At 42.3% G+C, this 18,424-nt stretch carries 16 protein-coding genes; 4 read left to right on the top strand and 12 right to left on the bottom strand.

Features of this window, described 5'->3' with window-relative positions; genetic code table 11:
• Window positions 1-125: 125 nt before the first annotated feature.
• The 3 genes from ACT3QQ_RS11965 to ACT3QQ_RS11955 all read right to left on the bottom strand — a co-directional run bounded on the left by ACT3QQ_RS11965 (window position 126) and on the right by ACT3QQ_RS11955 (window position 5,791).
• Complete coding sequence (locus ACT3QQ_RS11965) at window positions 126-3,488, bottom strand: ESPR-type extended signal peptide-containing protein (protein WP_444528198.1); 3,363 nt, start codon at window positions 3,486-3,488, stop codon at window positions 126-128.
• Window positions 3,489-3,974: 486 nt separating this feature from the next.
• Window positions 3,975-4,889, bottom strand: coding sequence for a CDP-diacylglycerol--serine O-phosphatidyltransferase (gene pssA, locus ACT3QQ_RS11960; protein ID WP_444522787.1), 915 nt, complete (start codon window positions 4,887-4,889; stop codon window positions 3,975-3,977).
• Window positions 4,890-4,915: 26 nt separating this feature from the next.
• On the bottom strand, window positions 4,916-5,791 hold the full coding sequence (locus tag ACT3QQ_RS11955) for a 23S rRNA (adenine(2030)-N(6))-methyltransferase RlmJ (RefSeq protein ID WP_444528197.1): 876 nt from the start codon (window positions 5,789-5,791) through the stop codon (window positions 4,916-4,918).
• Window positions 5,792-5,932: 141 nt separating this feature from the next.
• Between ACT3QQ_RS11955 and ACT3QQ_RS11950 the strand changes: the two genes are divergently transcribed.
• Window positions 5,933-6,688, top strand: a complete 756-nt coding sequence (locus tag ACT3QQ_RS11950; protein WP_444528196.1) for a 2OG-Fe(II) oxygenase — start codon at window positions 5,933-5,935, stop codon at window positions 6,686-6,688.
• 62 nt (window positions 6,689-6,750) lie between these two features.
• On the top strand, window positions 6,751-7,968 hold the full coding sequence (dapE, locus tag ACT3QQ_RS11945; RefSeq protein WP_444528195.1) for a succinyl-diaminopimelate desuccinylase: 1,218 nt from the start codon (window positions 6,751-6,753) through the stop codon (window positions 7,966-7,968).
• 97 nt (window positions 7,969-8,065) lie between these two features.
• Here dapE and ACT3QQ_RS11940 read toward each other — a convergent pair whose 3' ends face one another.
• The 7 genes from ACT3QQ_RS11940 to ACT3QQ_RS11910 form a co-directional block, all read right to left on the bottom strand.
• Complete coding sequence (locus tag ACT3QQ_RS11940) at window positions 8,066-9,220, bottom strand: hypothetical protein (RefSeq protein ID WP_444528194.1); 1,155 nt, start codon at window positions 9,218-9,220, stop codon at window positions 8,066-8,068.
• 57 nt (window positions 9,221-9,277) lie between these two features.
• Window positions 9,278-9,781, bottom strand: a complete 504-nt coding sequence (locus ACT3QQ_RS11935) for a GyrI-like domain-containing protein (RefSeq protein WP_444528193.1) — start codon at window positions 9,779-9,781, stop codon at window positions 9,278-9,280.
• 64 nt (window positions 9,782-9,845) lie between these two features.
• Complete coding sequence (gene iscX, locus ACT3QQ_RS11930) at window positions 9,846-10,055, bottom strand: Fe-S cluster assembly protein IscX (RefSeq protein ID WP_011279849.1); 210 nt, start codon at window positions 10,053-10,055, stop codon at window positions 9,846-9,848.
• Window positions 10,056-10,232: 177 nt separating this feature from the next.
• Entirely contained in the window at window positions 10,233-10,769 is a 537-nt protein-coding gene (locus ACT3QQ_RS11925) for an acyl-CoA thioesterase (protein ID WP_444528192.1), read from the bottom strand.
• 280 nt (window positions 10,770-11,049) lie between these two features.
• Window positions 11,050-12,450 carry an NAD(P)(+) transhydrogenase (Re/Si-specific) subunit beta gene (locus ACT3QQ_RS11920; protein ID WP_444528191.1) on the bottom strand — a complete coding sequence of 467 codons (1,401 nt, stop codon included), beginning with the start codon at window positions 12,448-12,450 and terminating at the stop codon, window positions 11,050-11,052.
• Complete coding sequence (locus ACT3QQ_RS11915; protein ID WP_444521746.1) at window positions 12,447-12,827, bottom strand: proton-translocating transhydrogenase family protein; 381 nt, start codon at window positions 12,825-12,827, stop codon at window positions 12,447-12,449. The genes ACT3QQ_RS11920 and ACT3QQ_RS11915 overlap by 4 nt, the downstream gene beginning before the upstream one ends.
• Window positions 12,828-12,899: 72 nt before the next feature.
• The gene (locus tag ACT3QQ_RS11910) at window positions 12,900-14,051 is read right to left on the bottom strand and encodes a Re/Si-specific NAD(P)(+) transhydrogenase subunit alpha (protein ID WP_444528190.1); all 1,152 of its coding nucleotides are present in this window, start codon (window positions 14,049-14,051) and stop codon (window positions 12,900-12,902) included.
• A 506-nt stretch (window positions 14,052-14,557) separates the two neighbouring features.
• On the opposite strand from ACT3QQ_RS11910, the gene yaaA reads away from it, so the two are divergent.
• The gene (yaaA, locus tag ACT3QQ_RS11905; protein ID WP_444528189.1) at window positions 14,558-15,370 is read left to right on the top strand and encodes a peroxide stress protein YaaA; all 813 of its coding nucleotides are present in this window, start codon (window positions 14,558-14,560) and stop codon (window positions 15,368-15,370) included.
• A 181-nt stretch (window positions 15,371-15,551) separates the two neighbouring features.
• Here the strand turns inward: yaaA and ACT3QQ_RS11900 are convergent, their stop codons facing one another.
• On the bottom strand, window positions 15,552-16,730 hold the full coding sequence (locus tag ACT3QQ_RS11900) for an aromatic amino acid transaminase (RefSeq protein ID WP_444528188.1): 1,179 nt from the start codon (window positions 16,728-16,730) through the stop codon (window positions 15,552-15,554).
• An 18-nt stretch (window positions 16,731-16,748) separates the two neighbouring features.
• Window positions 16,749-17,666, bottom strand: coding sequence for a DMT family transporter (locus ACT3QQ_RS11895; RefSeq protein ID WP_444528187.1), 918 nt, complete (start codon window positions 17,664-17,666; stop codon window positions 16,749-16,751).
• Window positions 17,667-17,813: 147 nt separating this feature from the next.
• Here ACT3QQ_RS11895 and ACT3QQ_RS11890 point away from each other — a divergent pair, with 147 nt between their 5' ends.
• Window positions 17,814-18,269: an Lrp/AsnC family transcriptional regulator gene (locus tag ACT3QQ_RS11890; RefSeq protein ID WP_444528186.1), complete on the top strand. Its 456-nt coding sequence runs from the start codon at window positions 17,814-17,816 to the stop codon at window positions 18,267-18,269.
• Window positions 18,270-18,424: the final 155 nt, after the last annotated feature.

The raw sequence follows: 18,424 nt of genomic DNA, 5'->3' as shown, positions 1-18,424 counted from the left end.
GACTTTTAGATAGAAAACAAGAATAGTTTTCAAAAACATCTTAACTTCATAAACGGAATTGATTGAGCCTACTATTGTCTTTAATAGTAGGCTCAAGTACTTCCTTATTTCTTAGAAAATATATATTAGTCAAAAGTATAGCTTACACCAACATTGCCTCCATTTTGGCTGCCACTACCACCAAAAGCGCTACTGACAGAAAACTGTCCGTCGGAGGTGGTGTAACCGACACCAAACGCGTACCCTGTCTCACCTTCCCATGTACCACCGCCCAGACCAACACTGACTTTACCTGGCGTGTTGGGATAACGTAGAGCACCGAAAGCAAGCGCACCCGCTACTGCTGAGTGAGTCTCACCTTCTAAATCGTTTATTCTTCTATCTGTATAACCAAAGGCTTCAGCACGATTTTGGTTAAGCTGAGAAACGTTAACTGCATCAGTTGAATTGATACCAGCGGCAACATTGGTAATTCTGCGCTGGTTATTTGCACTGCCTACCGATACGGTATTATCTGCTGTTGATTGTGAGTTTGCTCCTAATGCTACCGCATTGCTATGAGTCACACTGCTATTAGCGCCAATAGATACTGCGTTAGCTGCTTGGACGTTCACCGACTCACCGATAGCAACAGAGTTTGAGGCATTCGTGTCGTTGGCAAAGGTTGGTGCACTATTAGCATCAACTGTAGCCGCTGTAGCACCAACTGTCGCATTACTACCTAACACTACTGAATTACTAGTAGTATCACCGATAATGTTGTCGTTGCCAACTGCATAATTAGCGCTGCCACCGATAGTATTCGGGTCTCCAAACGCACCTGAGCGTTCACCTGAAACGATGTTGCCATTACCCACGCTGGTAGATTGATCACCAGTCACCGTATTGTTAGTGCCTATAGCGACGCTGTCCTTACCTTTAGATTGAGCATTAACCCCAATTGCTATTGCACCATCAGCAGTAGCGCCAGTACCACTGTAATTACCTGCATTTTCACTTTCGCTAGAGCCATTAACGCTAAAGAAGCGAGCTTGGCTGTCTTCAATTTTACTTTCTAATTCAATTTTTGCTTCTTCGCTAATACCTGAGTCGCCTTTATCGCCTTTAGCACCATTGACACCATTCTGGCCTGCCGGGCCTGGTTCACCCTGAGGACCTTGCGCGCCATCTTGACCATTGATGCCGTCAGATCCTGCTGGACCTTGCGGACCGATTGGACCCTGTAAACCATCAACACCATCTTTACCGTTAGTGCCATCAGCACCATTCAAACCATCAACACCGTTTTGACCTGCTAGACCTTGTTCGCCCTGAGGACCTTGCGCGCCATCTTGACCATTGATACCGTCAGATCCTGCTGGACCTTGCGGACCGATTGGACCCTGTAAACCATCAACACCATCTTTACCGTTAGTGCCATCAGTACCATTCAAACCATCAACACCGTTTTGACCTGCTATGCCTTGTTCACCCTGAGGACCTTGCGCACCATCTTGACCATTGATGCCATCAGATCCTGCTGGACCTTGTGGACCAATTGCTCCTGTATCACCTTGTTCGCCTTTAGGTCCAGGTGTTAGTTCAATCGTATTTATCTGTGTTTGCAAATCTGTCAACTTGCCATCAACTGCAGTAAATGCATCACCCACGTTACTGTAGTTCGCATTGCTTATTTTATATGTAGGTACTTGGAATACGCCTGTATTACTGAACTGTGCATCCCCACCTAAAGCGGTTGCTACATCACCGAAATAAGAAACACCTGTTGTTTCTAATCTTTTTAACTGAGCAATGTTCACTGCATCAGTATCCGCTGTCCCTGCGGCTACCCCTGTGATTTGACGAGTCTGCCAGTTGGCATGATCAGCATCGCTAGTGTCACCAACACTGACTGCGGCTAAGGTCGATTGCCATGTGGCATCGGTTCTAGCATCAGCACCAAATCCCTGTACGCCTGCATCTACTGTTGTCGTGCTCTGACTGCCTAGAGCAATACTGTTACGAATATTAGCCGTTGATTCCGTACCCATCGCTACGCTGTCACGACCACTCGCCACTGATGTATTACCGATAGCGGTTGCTCGGATGCCGCTTGCTGTTGCGCTATTACCTAGAGCTTCATAGTCACTGTCCGCAAACTCAAAGATCTGACCACCATTACCATCATCTTTAAAACGTCGACCATCATCACCAGTTTGAACAGGGGTAACAGCCGCAGTAAAGTCCGCTTGTTCAATAGCCCCCTCGACAGCAACCACTACAAACTCAACGCCACTACCGATGGCAGTAGATCCGCTAGCCGTCGCTCTACTAAAACCACCTAGTGCGGAGCTAACGTTACCTGAAGCTTCATTACCGACACCTACTGATGAGCTAGCAATGCCTAAAGTATTGTTACCGACCCCTATTGATGAGCTAGCGAAGCCTGAAGCCGTGTTATAGCTACCTATTGCTAAACTAGCTTCAGCTTGGGCAGCGTTATAACTTCCCATAGCATTACTATTCTGAGCTGATGCTTCGTTATAAGCGCCGATCGCTGAGCTATCATCTCCTGAAACAGTATTATCGTAACCCAGTGCTGAACTACGTTCGCCACTTGCTTCATTGGTATGACCAACCGCAGCGCTTGCAATACCTGATGCGATGTTAGTAAAACCCAATGCTGAGCTATTATTACTTGATGCAGTATTACCATACCCCACTGCTGAGCTACGTTCTCCCGAAGCGGTATTATTAGAACCTAGCGCTGAACTACGCAACTTAGAAGCTACGTTTAGACTACCGACTGCAGTACTACGCTCCTCAGCGGTTGAGTTGTCGCTACCTATTGCCAAACTACGAACTCCGGAAGCTGTATTTTCGTTACCTATTGCAGAGCTAGCTCCACCAATTGCTTTATTACTATAGCCTACGGCCGTACCAACATAGCCTTCAACCTGATTAAGGCGACCTGCCGCCAATCCAAAACCTTCTGTTATTCTATTTTCGTTACCAAAGGCTGAGCTTCTAAAACCCTCGACGTAATTTTCTGAACCTATAGCTGAACTAGCATTCCCTAATGCGCTATTGTAAGAACCTATCGCTGAACTACCTTCACCAGAAGAGATATTTATAGTACCTACAGCTGAGCTATAAGTATTTGAAGCTGTGTTGTCATAACCTATTGCAGTACTACGGAAGCCTGATGCATCGTTTGAAAATCCACAAGCTATGGATTCCGATGATGGGGAGATACTCCCTCCTGTTATAGACCCATCTGTCCAACATACATCTGCCTGAGCGTTTATCGCTGTCAACCCTAGCGCTGAGCCAATTGCAATAGCAATGGTATGGCGACGTAACGATGCGCTTGGCTTGCTAGCTGACACATTACCAACTTGATCTGATGTTGTGTTGCTAGACTTTCCACCCGACTTGCTGATTTCACTAACGGCTGTATAGCAACCTGTAGAACGATTAAAAACAACGCGGTAAACATGATTTAACATGAGAGTATCCTAAATGTATTTAGTATTGCTAGTAAGATGTTTGACTATATTGTCGTACAAAAAAATTTGTTTTTTGTTGTAGCAAATGAGTAGAGGAAGAATTATTTTTCTAAAATTACATGAAACCATTTTTAAGCTGTTACCTAGAAATCTCGACTTTTTAGGACAAGGACAAACCTCCATAATTTGAATAAATAATAAATGTATATATTTGGTATTCGTTATGTTTTTAATGTAACAAAAGTATTCGTAATTTGTAAAGAATAAATATTATATTACGGATAAACGGTAAATAAGATGTAAACCACTAATATGAGATCAAAATATATTCATGCATAGCCTGTAAGGCTATACTCATGAATAATATTTACCTGCACGAAATAAAAGCCATAAAAAAACCGCTTATTAAAAAATAAGCGGTTTTTTTATGGCTTTATCTTAGCTTTCTAACTGTTATTTAGAATACAGCAGAGTGTTTCACTCATATTAACGCCAGGCTTTAGCTTTCAATGTCGTGAATATGCCCGACAACGCATAAATAATACCAATAGCTAGAATACCAACAGGAATGTCATAAAGCACGATGCTCATGACCAGCACTCCAATGATAAGCACCACAAAAGGTACTTTCTTTTTGTCAAACTCTTTGAAGCTATAGTATTTGACATTGCTGACCATTAATAGACCGCAAGTCACAACCCAAGCTGCAAACAATAGCATGACAGCTGTATCGTATTGACCAATCCATTCGTTATGATCGACTGCAACCATGACAGCAGATGTCACCAATATAGCAGCAAGTGGACTGGCTAAACCAACAAAGTACTTTTTATCAACGATGCCAACCTGAACGTTAAAACGTGCAAGACGAAAAGCGGCACAAGCAGTAAAGACAAACGCACAGCCAATACCGATACGACCCAACGGCTCTAATGCAAAACTATAAATCAAAATAGCAGGTGCAACACCAAACGCTAGCATATCTGCTAAGGAATCATATTGCTCACCGAATGGACTTTGCGCATTGAGCATCCGCGCGACACGACCATCTGCGCCATCAAGAATACCAGATAAAAAGATAGCCAAAGCTGCTTTATAAAACTCGCCTTGGGTACTCGCTAAAATCGAGTAAAAACCTGACAGTAGTGATAAGGTTGTAATCAAATTAGGTGCTAAATAAACACCGCGACTAACTACTCGCTTACCTTCGGCTACTTCAGCTTCAATCACCTCAAATGTCAAACCATCGTAACTATCGTTATCCGCTAGGCGGATATTAAACTCATGCTCATCAACAAACGGCGGCTGAGTCGCTGCATTGTCCTGCAATGAGCCGTCATTTAAAGATTCATTGTTCAAAGGCGCATTATTCGGTTGGCCGATAGGTGGCTGAGTCGTCATCTTAATATCCTTGTTGGCCGTTATTGCTATTCGCCGACGAGCCAGCGTACGTTGGTCGCACTATCAGGCGTCAAGTCTGGTGCATCATCAACTTTTAGTATTGGCTGCAAGAAACGTAATATCTCACGCGCATGGTTATCGAACTGCCATGGCGGATTGATAATTAACATACCAGTACCGTTCAGACCTACTGCAATATCGTTAGGATAGATGTTTAACTCACAAACTAATTGACGTCTCATCTCAGTACGTTTCAGCTTTTTATAAAACAGCTCAACAGCTTCGATGTTTTTGATAGGGAACCAAAGCGCATAAGTACCTTGTGGCCATTTGTTGTAAGACGCCACTAGCAAATCAATAAGACGCGTAAAATCTTTGTGCTCTTGCTCAAAAGGAGGGTCTAACAGAATCAGACCACGTTTTTCTTTTGGTGGAATAACAGCGGTAATACCTTCAAAGGCATCACGATGATGAATACCAATTGGTAATTTATGTAGCTGATAGTTCAAGGCATCATATTCGCTAGCTTTTGCTTCAAAAGCTTCACCGCGAACGCCAGCATCTGGATTCTTTTCAATATGATGAGCAATCCACCAAGGCGAACCAGGATAGACTTTACTGTCATAGGTGAATTTGGCTTGCTTGATACCTTCCATATAGTCTTTGATAGCAGCTGGAGCCTTTTCGGTATCTGCTTTTAGAATAGCTTGAATACCACCTTTGGCCTCACCTGTTTTGCGCGCTTCTTCACTGCTTAGTGAATACAGTCCACGGCCGCCATAAGCGTCAAGCACATAAAAAGGTTTGTTTTTTTGCCCCAATTGATTGAGCAGTTGTACCAATAAAATGTGTTTGACCACATCAGCAAAGTTACCAGCGTGGTAGGCGTGTTTATAGTTCATAATCTCAAAAGTTTAAATAAGAAAAATTGCATCTATGGTAGCATAGGCAGAGTAAAAGATAATGTGGTTTTAGTAAGTGCTTTCAATAAAAGCGCATTGAATGACGGTATATTGACAGCTGACTGAGAATAATGAGATAAAATGACGCAGATTATTAGCAATCTTAACAAAACAGCGTTGGTCGTTGATCATCCGATAGGTCAGGATAATCCACCACTACTATTGCCAAACGCTGACGATGTTAATCAAAAAGCGCCTACTCAGCACGTATTGCAGATGTCTGACTTTGCGGTGAATTGGGAAGATAAGCTGACAGATAAACAGCTCGATACCTTTGTCACTGACGGTTGGCTCATCATTGATGATGTATTCAATAGTACGGCATTATTAGCACTGCAAGCAGAGAGTGGTTTTATTGACTATCGTGATGCAGCGCTAACCGCTGGTGTTCGCATCAGTGATATTCGCGGTGATAGAATACGCTGGATTACTGAAAACTTCTTTGCTGGTTATTTTTATCTACAGAGCATCAATACTTTGGCCTCACTATTTAATCGTAGTTTGTTCGCTGGTATTCGCCATAGTGAAGCACATTATGCGTGCTATCCGACTGGGTTTGGTTATCAGTGGCACAGTGACAATCCTGCTGGACGTGATGAGCGTGTTATCTCAGCAGTTTTTTATCTTAATGATGACTGGGAAGCAACCGATGGCGGTGCGCTAGAGGTCGTTGATAAGCATGGTACTCATCATGAAGTCATGCCAGTTGCCAATAGAATGATTATTTTTGACAGCGACTTACGTCATCAAGTACAAACTGCACATCGCCAACGCTACTCTATCGCCACTTGGATGCGCCGTGATGGTCTTGTACCCTTTGTCGAAATAGCCATTTAGCATTTATCTTCTACTATTCATTTATATTTACCATTTTAATTTATTATACAAAAGGCTTATTCATGTCTGACTCTCATAACCAATCAAGCGCATCTCAACAGACAACTCATCAGCAAGAAACCTTAGAGTTAAGTATTGCACTGTTGGAGCGCCCTTCAGTGACACCAGACGATGATGGGTGCCAAGATATCTTGTCAGAGCGCTTAGGTAACGCAGGGTTTGACTGTGAGTTTATGTATTTTGGTGATAGAAACCAAAGCGGTGAACACGCCGAAGTAAAAAACTTGTGGGCACGTCGTGGTACCACTAATCCTGTCATTTGTTTTGCTGGTCATACTGATGTCGTACCAACAGGGGACGAAAAAAACTGGACCTATCCTCCCTTTACACCAACTATCGCTGATGGGTATTTATGGGCGCGCGGTGCCGCCGATATGAAAACGGGCATTGCCGCTTTTACTATCGCAGCCGAACGTTTTGTCGCCAACCATCCTGAGCACAATGGCTCTATTGCTTTTTTGATCACCTCAGATGAAGAAGGACCGTCAATTAATGGTACGGTCAAAGTGATCGAGACTTTAGAAGCGCGTCAAGAAAAAATCACCTATTGTCTCGTTGGCGAACCATCAAGTACCGATACGTTAGGTGATATCATCAAAAATGGTCGCCGTGGCTCACTCGGTGCTGAGCTTACCGTTACTGGAAAACAAGGTCATGTTGCCTATCCGCATCTGGCATCTAATCCAATTCATGCAGCCATGTCTGCCCTAGCTGAACTGACTTCGACTGCATGGGACAATGGTAATGACTACTTCCCAGCCACGTCATTGCAAATATCAAATATCAACGGTGGCACTGGCGCAACCAACGTTATTCCTGAAACCTTAAACGTTGTCTTTAACTTCCGTTTTTCAACTGAAACCACTGAGGATGAACTAAAAACAAAAACGCATGCTATTTTTGATAAGCACTTTGTCAATAGCAAAGCGAGCTACGATATTCATTGGAAACTATCTGGTCAGCCGTTTTTGACTCCTGAAGGAAAACTGGTTTCAGCATGTCAAAATGCCATCAAAAAAGTGACCGACATCGATACAACGCTATCAACTTCTGGTGGTACTTCCGATGGACGCTTTATTGCACCAACAGGCGCGCAAGTCGTCGAGTTGGGTGTGCGTAATGCAACGATTCATCAAGTAGATGAAAAAGTAGAAGTCGATGATTTAGGAAGGTTGGCACAGATTTACGAAGGGATATTGGAAAGTTTACTGCTAGACTGATTGTATCTGCTCAAAGAAAAAGATGCTAGCTGATTTGGGTTGGCTCTTTTTCTGTCATTATTTTTTTATTCAAAAATTATGCTCTATATGTAAATTACTAATCTTCTATATAAGATACTGATGAGATAGTACCTGCTTTAGTTAAAGTATAAGTCTGTTCCATAGGTTTATAGGGTGCTTCTTTCGCAACCTTTAAAGATAAATTAGAAATTAAACCAAATATCTTATGAGCATACTCTAGACAATCATACTTTCCTCTACTTTCTAAAGACAACCTAGATAGCTCTTTAAACTGGTTAATATATTTATCAAAGCTAGTTCTTTTGCTACGTTCACTATATAACTCTGAAGGATTAGCCGGAAGAGGAAATCGAACAGACATTATCTCTTGCCCTTCAGGCAATTCTATAATTTCTTGTATTGCATACAACTGAGAGTTAGCTAAATTAATTGGAGCTGAATGCATAACTAAGTCTCTATACTGTCCTAGTTCATATAACCAACCCTCTTTACTCATTATATCTTTAAGACTGCACGCAAAATTGGATAAGTTTTCTACTTTTTTAAGACCTTTAAGTAACCCGCTTGCAGTAGTAACCTCTAATTTAAGATTATTTAAAGATTGTTTAATTACCTTTTTTAAGTCTCCATCATTTTCGAAATTAAAAATATACTCACATAAGTAGTCTCTCATTATGCCAGCATCAAATAGAAAAGCGTGAAACTCCTGATAAACTAAGTCCGTATAACCGTCCTGAAAGCGTTGGTCTTTCTTGAAATTTTTACCTAAGTTTCTTGCATTTAATTGCTGATGGTAAGCTAATGAGAGATTTTTTATTCTGTCATTGATAGTATGCAACTGAAACTTTATCCGATTTGATAAGTCATATGCCAAACCATCTTTATGATGAAAAGCTGATAGAGTCAATCCACCCCACAAAACTGTTGCATCCCAGTTGGGCCAAATGGACTTCTGTTTTATAAATCCTCTAAACTGTGTTGGTGCCTGACCAGTAAGCTCCATTTGATGAGTTATAAATTCAACACCAGTAGTATTTAAATTTAATTTGTCTAATGAACTATATAACGCACCAAAGGTATTAATTTTGATTTGGCATACTTTCCCAGTAGTAGTTAGAGGCCATAATCTAACTATATCAGTTTGAATTTCATTTGTAGCTAAGATACCACCAGCTATATGCACAACCCTACTACAAGTGGGCCAATCCTCCTTTGTAGATCCTTGATCCATCAGATGACCCCAGAACTAAGTTATAAAGAACCGTTGAATCTATATCGTTAATTCATCTTACTCAATACCAATATAAACATCGACTTGACCGTATTCTAGATTACCATCGATATAATGCTCAAAATCTACCTTAAAAGTGCGGGTATACTCGCAATCTGGTGCATTAAAATACTCCCAAGCACTTTCCCATGCATTCATTACAGTATTTGGCATGTGTCCTTCTTGAGAAAATACCAGATACTTTCCTGCAGGAATCTCAACCGTTACTAGTTTACTAGCATTGGCCACACTGTCGCTACCTGACTGAGCGTCTTGCTCGCTAGCTGTTTTCCAACTGGCTACAACATCAAACGCCCCTGCTAGATCATCACTTTCATAGTTGTGATAGACACCATAAATGTCTTCACCTTCAGGGAGTTCACCCGCATAATTTTGGTAAAATTTTTGCCATAATCTGCCGAGCTTGGCAGTGTCATGGCTGATCTCAGCGTTGTTGGTGGTACGAATGCTGATACCGCTACAAGCTATCGCTTCTGGTAGCTCTTTAATTTGTGATGTCATGATGCGGCCTTTTCTATCTGTTTATTTATTTTCTATCTATGTTAATACTGGTAGACCTAAGCAATTAATCTGCTTCATCAATCCAGTTCATTTGAATGGCTTCTAAGATGCCTTCGTTTGAGCGTTGTGGATCATCATCAAAGCCTTCAAGCTCAGTGACCCAGCGATGCAAATCAGTAAAGCGAATGTACTGTGGATCTGTTTCAGGGAATTTCTCATAAAGCTCAATCGCGATATCTAAGCTGTCTGTCCATTTTAATTTTTGTGGTGTCATAACGGTACCTTATTTTTAGTAGTGTTGAGAATCGTCACTTTAAAAACGATGCTATCGTTTTAGAGGCTATCGTCCTAATATTGACGACTTATGGGCTCTATCCTACCAAAATTCAGCAAGTGATTATAGCCAAGTTGTTTTACGATGCTGCTTTTCCATACTGTTTTGCGATATGGCTTAGGCTGATTTAGTCGATTTTACAGCGACTTGATGCTCATTCCATGTGTTAATGGTGTCTGTTAACTGCTCGCCCATCATGTCTAATACTTCTGGTGTGCGCATACCTTTATTATCTGTAAAGACAAACTTGGTCATACCAACGCCCATCAACTGATTTTTTACAAAAAATCGATGCTCAAAATAGACGTATTTATGATCCCATCCTGCGACCGCACTACTCAATGTCATTTTATCCAAAAACTTAATTTGCTTAAGATAGATCATCTCCTGCATGGCAATCACCCAATTCAACTGCTTAATGCCTTTTTGGTGGCAGCACGCCTTTACCCAGCGTGTCACGTTTAGCTCAATAAATGATAGATAACGATAATTGGGCAAGTGATCGCGAAATCCCATATCATGTGGCAAAATTCGATAATGACGAACGGTCGGTGCAGTCAATGTCTCTAGACTGATAGTTTCGCTCGTCGATTGATGCTTGAGCTGTTGTTTAAGTAAGCTGACCATAATAAAAAAACGCAGTAGCATGTTCATAAATCTTTCTCTTATTTCATCGTATTTATAATTGGTGGTTGTCTATCGTTGATAGCAGTTCAAATTGTCTAACAAGCTAATCAGGTGCAAACCGTATATTAAGTATATAAGGCACTGTTAATATTGTACTCATTAAAAACTGGATGTAATTGGAAACAATCTCAGTCTATAGTCGGTTCATAAGTGCTGCCCACTTTAACGCAAAAAAAGCCACCTCAGTGACTTTCTTTATCTAAAAACTTATCTGTAAATAATAATAACTAAAAACATAGCTTAGAGATTAATGACCGCCGCCATTGATAGTACGTACCATCTCTTCGACCATTTTCTTGGCATCACCAAAGATCATCATGGTTTTGTCCATGTAGAACAAACTGTTATCAAGACCTGCATAACCGGTACTCATTGAACGTTTGATGACCATGACCGTCTGGGCTTTGCTGACTTCTAGAATCGGCATACCAAAAATTGGTGAGGTAGGATCATCTTTCGCAGATGGATTCACAACATCATTTGCACCGATAACTAAGACCACATCTGTACTCGCGAAATCTGAGTTGATCTCGTCCATTTCTAAAATATCATCATAAGGTACATCCGCTTCAGCCAGCAGGACGTTCATGTGACCTGGCATACGACCCGCAACTGGGTGAATAGCAAAACGAACATTAACACCTTCTTCTTTTAATAGCTCATACAACTCTTTTACTGCATTCTGTGCGCGGCCCTGCGCCATTCCATAACCTGGTACGATGACCACGTTACTGGCATTAGACATAAGGAACCCTGCATCTTCTGCTGAGCCTGCTTTGTAGTTCTTTGGCGCGCTATCATCTCCGCCTGCTGCCACGGCTGACGTACCCATACCACCAAACAAGACGTTAAGTAGTGAGCGGTTCATGGCTTTACACATGATATAAGACAAAATCGCACCTGATGAACCGACCAGCGAACCTGCGATAATCAGCATCGAGTTGCCAAGAGTAAAACCAATACCTGCTGCTGCCCAACCTGAGAAAGAGTTCAATAGTGATACCACTACTGGCATATCACCGCCACCGATTGGCGCAATCCACATCCAACCAAAGATAACCGCAATCACTGCCATCGCATAAAATGCTGGTAATGAATCAGTGACGAAATACACGCCGCCAAAACCAATCATCGCAATGAATAATAGTGCTTGGACAGGTTTTACCCAGCCGCCGACCAGTGTTTTAGCCCAGCTTTTCGCTGCCAGTTTACCAAAGGCAAAGACTGAAGCTGAGAAAGTAATCGCACCGATGAAGCAACCAATAAATAGCTCTACACGAGCAACGGCACCATGCTGCTGTTCAGTGTGCAATACCGTCGCCAGTGCAATCGCAACTGCTGCCAAACCGACGAATGAATGCATCAAAGCAACCGTTTCTGGCATCTGAGTCATGGCGACTGTTTTCGCTTTCCACATGCCAACAAGCGCACCCAAAATCATCGCCCCGATGATCAACCAAAGCACAGGGCCTTCTGCTAGAAAGAAGGTCGTCACAACAGCAATTGCCATTGCTGCCATACCAAAGCGGTTACCACGAATCGCTGTCTTTGGGCTAGACAAACCACGTAACGTTAAGACAAAAAGGATAGCGCCGACTAGATAGAACCAATCTGCATTTGTCGCAATCATTGTTGAGAAATCATTCATGCGTCACCTCCAACATCAGTGGTTGCTACTGGTGCTTTTTTTACTTTCGGTTTAAACATGGCAAGCATACGCTCAGTCACGGCAAAACCACCAAAAATATTAATACTGGCCAAAAATACCGCAAAGGCACCAAGCAGACTGGTCGGCGTAAACATTGAGCCATCAATATTGACGGTCTGTAGCATCGCACCCACGATGACGATACTTGACAAAGCATTGGTTACTGCCATCAATGGCGTGTGCAATGCAGGCGTAACGCCCCAAACCACGTAGTATCCAACAAAAACAGCGAGCACAAATACAGTGAAAATCGCTACAAATGGTGTGCTACTCATGGCTGCACCGGCTGGTGCTGCAGCTAAAATAGTGGCAATCATCTAATCCTCCTAAAAATTTATTCATTACTGGCAAGTGTGTAGTGACAAAATATGTGGTAGTAAATAGTTAAACTAGCGTTTGGCTAGTCGTACCTGACTATCATGTGTCACTGCCAGTGCGCCCTGAATTTCGTCTTCCATGTCTAAGTTAAGTGCCAAGTTAGCTGAAGCGTCATCGCCAGCAGGTGCAATCAATGTCGTAATAAAGTTAACAAGGTTGTTTGCATACAAGTCTGAAGACTGTGCTGCGAGCTGTGACGGAATATTGGCAGCACCGACGATACGTACACCATTATCTGTGGTGATGGTTTCGTTCGGCACACTGCCTTCGACGTTACCACCTGTACCTGCAGCCATATCAATCAATACAGATCCTGCCTTCATTTTGGCAAGCGTTGCGCCATGTACCAGACGCGGGGCATTACGACCAGGAATCTGCGCCGTAGTAATAACGATGTCAGCGTTGCTAAGCGCTTTATCTACGACAGCTGCTTGGTCTTTGACATATTGCTCTGATGGCGTCCACGCATAACCGCCGGTAGACTTGGCTGTTTCAGCCTCTTCTGCGCTCATCGGCACATCAAGCCATTTACCACCAAGTGATTCCACTTGCTCGCGAGCAGTCGGACGTAAGTCGCTGGCTTCTACCACTGCACCCAAACGCTTCGCCGTCGCAATCGCCTGCAAACCTGCAACACCAACACCCAAGATAACGACCTTGGCTGGTTTGACTGTGCCTGCTGAGGTCATAAACATTGGGAAAGGCCGCGAATACTCATTGGCCGCCAGCAATACGGCTTTATAACCAGCAAGGTTGGCTTGTGATGACAACACGTCCATATTCTGTGCGCGTGACAGAGTACGAGGCAATAATTCCATCGCAAATACAGTTGCGCCTTTGGCCGCATAAGTGTCAAGCTGAGTGTTGCGATATGGATCGAGCATGCCAATGACGATCTGACCAGACGATAAGCTTTGGGTGGCTTCAGCTGGTAGGTCATTGACGGTGGTAATAATCTTAGACTGGGTAATCACCTCGGTGCGACTACTGGCAATGTCGGCACCTGCAGCCTGATACAACGCATCAGCATAATATGCTGCCTGACCTGCACCTGACTGAATGACGACTTCAAACCCAAGTTTGCGCAACTTTTTGACTGCGTCTGGGGTTATGGCTACACGGCTCTCGCTCGTGATATCTGCACTGATTACACCGATTTTCATACCGTCTCCTTACTTACGTCCAATGACTATATTTACGTTTCACGACTACCTTTAATACCCTCAACGCACATCCTAAAAAGCACAGGGGACAAAACTCTTTGATCATGACTAATCCATTACAGCGACCAAAGGTTATCAATTTAATAAATGATAGATAGTTTTCCATCATGCCTTTTTATTATAGAGATATCATTCATCAAGTTTCATTGTCTAATGATGACGCGCAAGTAAAAGAAAAATTTATTGATTTGTGTCATCTCTCAGTCTTTATTGTTATATTGAGAATTTTTATTTTTCAGAAATACGCAGCATTTTGTACAATCTACTCTATCGATATTTGCTATAACTCTTTAAATTTATACACATTCTAAGCATGATATAAAAAACCTAAAACAGTGATGAGTCAGTCAATTTTCTCCTATAACTACCGTATAATAGAGAGGAGAAACACTCTGATACCTCCATAGTTAATTTGGACTATTGACTCATTATAATAAGGAATAGCCATGTATTTTTTACTCTCCCCTGCCAAGTCTCTGAACGAAACAGACGCCATACCAGTAAACCTAGGCAACTACTATAGTCAGCCCGAGCTGATCGAACGCTCACAAGAACTGATGAAAGTACTAAAATCAAAAGAGCCAGTTGACCTACAAGAACTGATGAATATATCTGATGATTTGGCTCAGCTTAATGCCACACGCAATCAACAATGGCACTGGAGCAAAGAGCAACCGTTCACTAATGAGGCTTCCGATAATGCCGCCAAGCCTGCAGGTTACCTGTTCGATGGTGATGTCTATACTGGGCTCGATATGTATGATATGGACAAAGATACCGCTACTTATGTCAATGAGCGTTTGGGAATTCTGTCAGGACTGTATGGTGTGCTTAAACCGTTAGATTTGATTCAGCCGTATCGCTTAGAGATGGGTACCAAGCTGAAAAACGAGCGTGGTGACAACCTTTATGAATTTTGGGGTGAGGAAGTGACTAACGTTATCAATACACGAATGAATGATAACGATGACAAGGTATTGGTGAATCTAGCCTCAAACGAGTACTTTAAAGCGGTAAAGAAAAAAGCGTTGAATGCTGAGATTATCACCCCACGATTTGAAGACGAAAAAAATGGGCAATATAAAGTGATTAGCTTTTACGCCAAAAAAGCACGTGGTTTAATGGTCAAGTATGCGGCTGATAATAAGTTGACTCGTGCTGAGCAGCTAAAGCAGTTTGATTTGGCGGGATATTATTATTGTGAAGACGCTTCTGATGATAAGACTTGGACATTTAGACGTGATGCGGTTAATCAGTAACTTGATATAAAAATATATTTACTATAGTCGCTAGAAGTCACTCAAAAATTGGTATTCAGTGCTTCTAGCCTATTTATCGAATATTTTTCACTCAACATACCAATACATCACAATAGTCCCACTCTTCTTACTGTTGCAACTGATGATTAAGACCATTTCACTGAGCCATAAAAGTTATTCTCTAACGTGAAACAATCGACATGATAGCGTCAGCCAGTTGAGGGATTTCCGTCATTTTCAAACCGGCAATATTGATTCTGCCATTTGGCATGCCGTAAATCGCGAACTCATTTTGCAATATGAGCATCTGATTTTCGGTTAGTGGTAATAGAGAAAACATACCTTTTTGGTGCGAGATGTTCAAAAACTCTGCAGGTGCACCCCTATCCTGTAAAGCTGCGCCTAATGCTTGGCGAATAGTATCTACCCTATCACGGTAGCTTGCCAGCTCGACTAGCCAAGCATCTGGGTTGTCTAGCAAATAAGACGCAACTGCGGCACCATGATTGGGCGGCATGGAATAATTGGCGCGTGTAATGGTTTCTAAGAGTGTCTGTATATCTGCGTGACGCTCATGATTCGTCGTGACCACCGTAGCAATACCCGTACGCTCGTTGTACAGTCCCATATTCTTTGAACAGCTTGCGGCGATAAATGCAAACTCAGTATCTTCGATCATTAAACGGAGCCCTGCAGCATCGCTATCAGGATCATCTCCAAAACCTTGATAGGCCATATCAATGAACGGAACGATATTTTTTTGTTTACACTTATCAGAGAACAGTTGCCACTGCTCTAAAGAAGGATCTATACCGGTAGGGTTGTGGCAGCACGCATGTAATAGCAGCACGTCTCCCTCTTTTGCTTCTTCCAGCGCGGCAAAGCACGCATCAATATCTAATTGTCCATTTTTATTTTGCCATGGATACGTATCAACCGTTAACCCAGCACCTTCCATCAGCGGACGATGATTGATATAACCAGGGTTACTGATCCAAACAGTTGAATCTGGAGAGAGTATGGCGACTAAGTCAGCGATGAGTCGTAACGCACCTGATGCCCCAACCGTTTGAATCGTGCATAGGTTCTTTAGACTTGGACGCTCACCCAGTACAAATTTTGCCATTTGTTGATTAAAATTAGCATTACCCGATAGCATGCCATAAGCCTTTGAATGAGCTTCATGAGCAAGATGTATTTCTGCGTCTTGCACTGTTTTCATCACGGGTGTATTGCCATACTCGTCTCGATAAACACCAACCAATAAATCTATTTTGTGTTGACGCTGGTCAGCGCGAAACCTACCTAACAATGCCCACAGTGGATCACCATTAATAACAGGCATATTGTTTAGCATCATGATACTTCCTTAATTAATTTATTTTGCTCGATTAGACCAGATGACGCCAATGGTACTGAGTATGATACCGCATATCATGATAACTGATAGAGACTCATTGAGTATCAGCGCAGCGAGTATGGCAGTTAGTCCTGGGGACAAAGAGCCAAGTAATAAGGTACGAATGGAGCCTAGTTGTTTGACAGCATAAGAAAATGCAATGGTTGATACCACCCCTACACCAAGGCCTTGTACTAGGATAAATGGAAGCGCGTCATCAAAAGATACAGACCCTATATTCGTCTCTACCATACCAGACAGAACCATCACTAATGTCAGAAAGAACGAGGTATAAGAAAGCACGATAGCGATGGTTATTGGACTCAACTTGGTGCTTTTTAATCCCAAGGTATAACCCGCCCAAATCAGGCTTGCCATCAACAATAACCCCACACCATACAGAAGGCTATTGGGTACTGCCTGTGCACGTCCGCCAATCATAGTAGCGATACCAAAAAGAATAAGGATTAATGCGGCAAACTTCCGTAATGATATTCGCTGACGATAAAAAATAAAGGACAATAATGCGGCAAAGAAGACTGGTGTCCCTGTCAAAATAGTGCCAACGTAAGCTGCTGGCACCGTACTAGCACCAAGAGCAGCCAACAAAAGAAAAGGCACACCACCAAGTAAAATAAACATGATATCTGGCAGTCTTATGCTTTTGATTTCATTCAAACTAGAGAGTATCCAAGGAGTCAATAAGACTAGCGGTACACTAAAGCGAATGAGCATGACATCCGCAATGCTTAACGACGACGCCCCAACCGCTCGGACAGTCAACGCAAATCCTGACCAAATTAATAATACGACGCTCATAGCCACATAGCCTTTGGTTAGTGGCGCCATAATAAACAAAGGATTTTTGCGTGATGAGGGGTGAAATATCGTATTCATAGTCATGTCTTATGCTGGTATACAAAGACCAATTATCGATTAAAATACGCGCTTTTATCTCTATTTATTCATTGCAATTTTGCAAATATTTGGTGGATAATGCTAATTAAATCAAAATTATTGATTTAATTAGCCAAAAGGTAAATTATGGACAAAATCGATCGCCATATCTTGGAAGTACTCCAGAGAGAAGCTCGCTTATCTACGGTAGAACTGTCCGAACGCATAGGACTGTCACCATCTCCTTGCGCACGACGCCTAAAACGTCTAGAGGACGAAGGTTATATAGAGAACTATCAAGCGAACATAAATAAAGCCAAAGCGGGCATTATGATGAGTTTTTTTGTGGAGGTCAGTCTCAACAATCACCAAGAAGACTCTATTGCAGCTTTCGAACAAGCCTTATCCAATATAGACGAGGTCATTAACGGACATGTGGTATCGGGTTCTTATGATTATTTGTTGGAAGTGGTAAGCCCCAATCTCGATGGTTATGAGCGATTCACACGTAAGCTAAATAAGCTTGCTAGTGTAAAAGACATACATACCCATCTATCGGTGAGAAAGGTAATCAATAAGACAACTTTACCTATTTTTGTGTGAGGTTCTTTTATATTGATTAGGAAGACAATATCTTGCTCAATAATTAGCGAGTAGCAAGACTATGATGAGTTCGTTTGAATTTGACAGAATATTACTATTATAAAGAATGGTCTGATGATAAGACTTGGGTTTTTAGAGGGGATAGTGTAGACCAA

It is taken from the genome of Psychrobacter sp. AOP7-A1-24 (genome assembly GCF_052376235.1).
Classification (GTDB): Bacteria; Pseudomonadota; Gammaproteobacteria; order Pseudomonadales; family Moraxellaceae; genus Psychrobacter.
Note: the sequence above shows the minus strand (reverse complement) of the source record. Positions and strands in the feature narration are given on the sequence as shown.